Below are 3,233 nucleotides of genomic sequence, written 5' to 3'. Positions count from 1 at the left end.
TTGCCGGAGTGGCTGCCGCAGCAGCACTCGTACGGCACCGAGCGCCTGATGTCCCGCAGCGGCCACTTCCACGTCATCCTCGACCGGGTCGAGGGCCGGATGCTGCTGTCGATCCGGTACGCGCTGGCGGTGGCGAGCGACGCCGAGCGGGAGGCCGCCGAGGCCGTGCTGGCGGGGATCGACGGCCTCGACCTGCTGACCGAGCCGACCGCGAAGCTCGTGCGGGCGTTCCTGCTGCCGGGCAACCCCGACTGGTTCGCCGAGGCGTGCCAGACGCCGCACTCCGGCACGCGGTGGTGGATCCTGCCGTGCAGCGCGAGCACGTTCGAGGAGTTCGAACAGGCCCAGTCGTCGATCACCAACAGCACGTTCATCCTGCACACGGCCGTCTACCTGCTGGGTCCGGCCGTCGCGCCGCTGCTGGCCACCGCGCTCGACCACCAGTACCAGCGCGCGGACGGGCGCAAGCAGGTCCTGAAGGTGCTGGCGGCGCTGCCGACCGACGAGGCGTTCACGATCCTGCTCGACCGCGCCGACACCAAGTACGCGCGGCCGGCGCTGCTGTCCGCGATGGCGGCGTTCCCGGCCCGGGCGGCCCGGCTGCTCGGTGAGCGGGCGGGCGCGAACGCCGGGTTGCGGCAGTTGCTGAGCGTGCACCTGCGGACCTACCCGCAGCTCGAGGCGCCGGAGGGCTTCGTCGCGGTCGAGGAGGCCGAGGTGCCGGAGGCGCCGGTCGAGGCGCTGCCGCCGCTGCTCGCCTCGCCGCCGTGGCTGCACCGCAAGCCCGCGGTCAAGGCCGTCGTCCTCGACGGCCTCCCGGTGCCGCAGGCGTCGGCGGTGTGGGAGCCGGGCGAGCGCGAGCAGTGGCTGAACCTGGGCCGCTACACGCACCAGCGCGTGACGTGGCAGGAGCTGATGAAGGAGTTCCGCGCGAACCGCATCGGCTACCGGATGCGCGACCTGTTCGCCCTCGCCCCCGAGGAGGAGGTGCGGCCGTTGCTCGCGGACTGGCACCCGAAGCTCGGCTGGAGCGCCGAGGCCACCGGCAAGATGCTGGGCGCGCGGTTCGGGTTCGACGCGCTGCCGCCGCTGCTGCGGATCGTCGAGTCGAGCTCCGGGGCGGCCGTGGTCGTGCTGCCCTTCGCCACGCCCGAGGTCGCGGCGTTGATGGCCGACTGGCTCGTGCGGCTCAAGCAGGTCCGCAAGGTCGCGCTGGAGTGGCTGGCCCGGCACCGCGAGACCGCCGCCCGCTTCCTCATCCCGCCCGCCCTGGGCAAGGCGCGTGCCGAGCGCCGCAACGCCGAGGCCGCGCTGCGGCACCTGCACGGCATGGGCGTCGACGTGGTGGCGCTCGCCCCCACGCCGCAGGCCGCCGCCGCGCTGGAGGCGTTCCTGGCCGTCGACCCGGTCGACGTGCTGCCCGCGCGGCTGCCGTCGGTCGGCGAGTGGGCCGACACCCGGCTGCTCCCCCAGGTCCTGCTCGCGGACCGCAAGCACGCGCTGTCGCCCGAGGCCGCGCGGCACCTGCTCATGACGGCGGCGCTGTCGCGGCCCGGTGACGTCTACGCGGGTCTGCAGGTCGCCAGGGAGGCGCTCGACCGCGGCTCGCTGGCCGAGTTCGCCTGGGCCGTCTTCCAGCGCTGGCAGGAGATCGGCGCACCCTCGAAGGAGGGCTGGGCGCTCCACGCCCTGGGCTGGTTCGGCGACGACTCGACGGTGCGGGCGCTGTCCCCGCTCATCCGCGTGTGGCCGGGCGAGAGCCAGCACGCGCGCGCCGTGACGGCTCTCGACGTGCTCGCCGACATCGGCACCGAGGTGGCGCTGTCGCACCTCAACAGCATCGCGGAGAAGGTGAAGTTCAAGGGCCTCAAGACCAAGGCCCAGGAGAAGGTCTCCCAGATCGCCACCGAGCTCGGCCTGAGCCGCGACCAGCTCGCGGACCGCCTCGTGCCGCGGCTCGGCCTCGACGACGAGGCGTCGCTGGTGATCGACTACGGCCCGCGGCAGTTCACCGTCGGGTTCGACGAGCAGCTCAAGCCGTTCGTGCTCGACCCGGACGGCAAGCGCCGCAAGGACCTGCCCAAGCCCGGCGCCAAGGACGACCAGGACAAGGCGCCGCTCGAGCACAAGCGGTTCGCGGCCTTGAAGAAGGACGTCCGCGCCGTCGCCTCCGACCAGATCCACCGCCTGGAGCGGGCGATGGTCGACCAGCGCACCTGGACCACCGAGGAGTTCCACACCGTCCTGGCCGGCCACCCGCTGCTCTGGCACATCGTCCGCCGCCTGGTCTGGATCACCGACGGCGGGCAGTCGTTCCGGCTGGCCGAGGACCGCACGCTCGCCGACGCGAACGACGACGAGTTCACCCTCCCCGAGGGCGCGTCGATCCGCGTGGCGCACCCGGTGGACCTGCGCGACCGGCTGGAGGCGTGGGGCGAGGTGTTCGCCGACTACGAGATCCTCCAGCCGTTCCCGCAGCTCGGCCGGCCGCTGCACGTGCTGCCGTCCGGCGGCGACGTGCTGCCGCAGCTCAAGCGGTACTGCGGCGTCGACCTCCCGGTGGGCAAGGTCCTCAGCCTCACCAAGAGGGGCTGGGTCCGCGGCGAGCCGCAGGACGGCGGCGTCGAGTGCTGGATGACCCGCCCGCTGCCCTCCGGCGGCGCCCTCGTCGCCTCGCTCGACCCCGGCATCGCGGCGGGTGCGATCGACATCTTCCCGGAGCTCAAGATCACCGAGCTGTGGTTCTCCTCCGACGGCCAGGGCTACTGGTCGTCGCAGCGCAACGCCGCGGACACCTTCGAGCCGGACCGGATCACGGTCTCGGAGCTGGTGTCCGAACTGGAGTTCCTGCGCGCCTGAGCGCGACCATCCCCTTTGTCCGCAAGAGCACGGAGGTACAGCAAGTGCGCAGGTGGGAACTCGTCGCGGGCAGCTCCGCGAAGTTCTGGGAGATCGACCGCGAGGGCACGGAGGTGACCGTCCGGTTCGGACGGCTGCAGACCAACGGCCAGACGCAGACCAAGGAGCTCGACACCGAGGAGGCGGCCGAGGCGCACGTCGCCAAGCTGGTGGCGGACAAGGAGAAGAAGGGCTACCGGCCCGTCGGCACGACCGAGGAAAACGCCGGGTCCGCCGCTCCCGCCACCCGCGACTCCGCGCCGCAGCAGCCGGCGCCGCAGCAGCCCGCGCCAGCGCAGCCAGCGTCGACGCAGCCAGCGTCGACGCAGCCAGCG

2 protein-coding genes are annotated in these 3,233 nt (G+C 73.0%); both read left to right on the top strand.

What is annotated here, in order from left to right; translation table 11 throughout:
- Positions 1–2,859 (top strand): DUF4132 domain-containing protein (locus ACFWGZ_RS40410; protein WP_382456874.1); only part of this gene is annotated, 2,859 nt, incomplete at its 5' end.
- 44 nt (positions 2,860–2,903) lie between these two features.
- Positions 2,904–3,233 (top strand): WGR domain-containing protein (locus ACFWGZ_RS40405; RefSeq protein WP_382456873.1); only part of this gene is annotated, 330 nt, incomplete at its 3' end.

It is taken from the genome of Lentzea sp. NPDC060358 (assembly GCF_042725365.1).
Lineage (GTDB): Bacteria > Actinomycetota > Actinomycetes > Mycobacteriales > Pseudonocardiaceae > Lentzea.
This window is presented reverse-complemented; position numbering and strand designations above follow the sequence as displayed.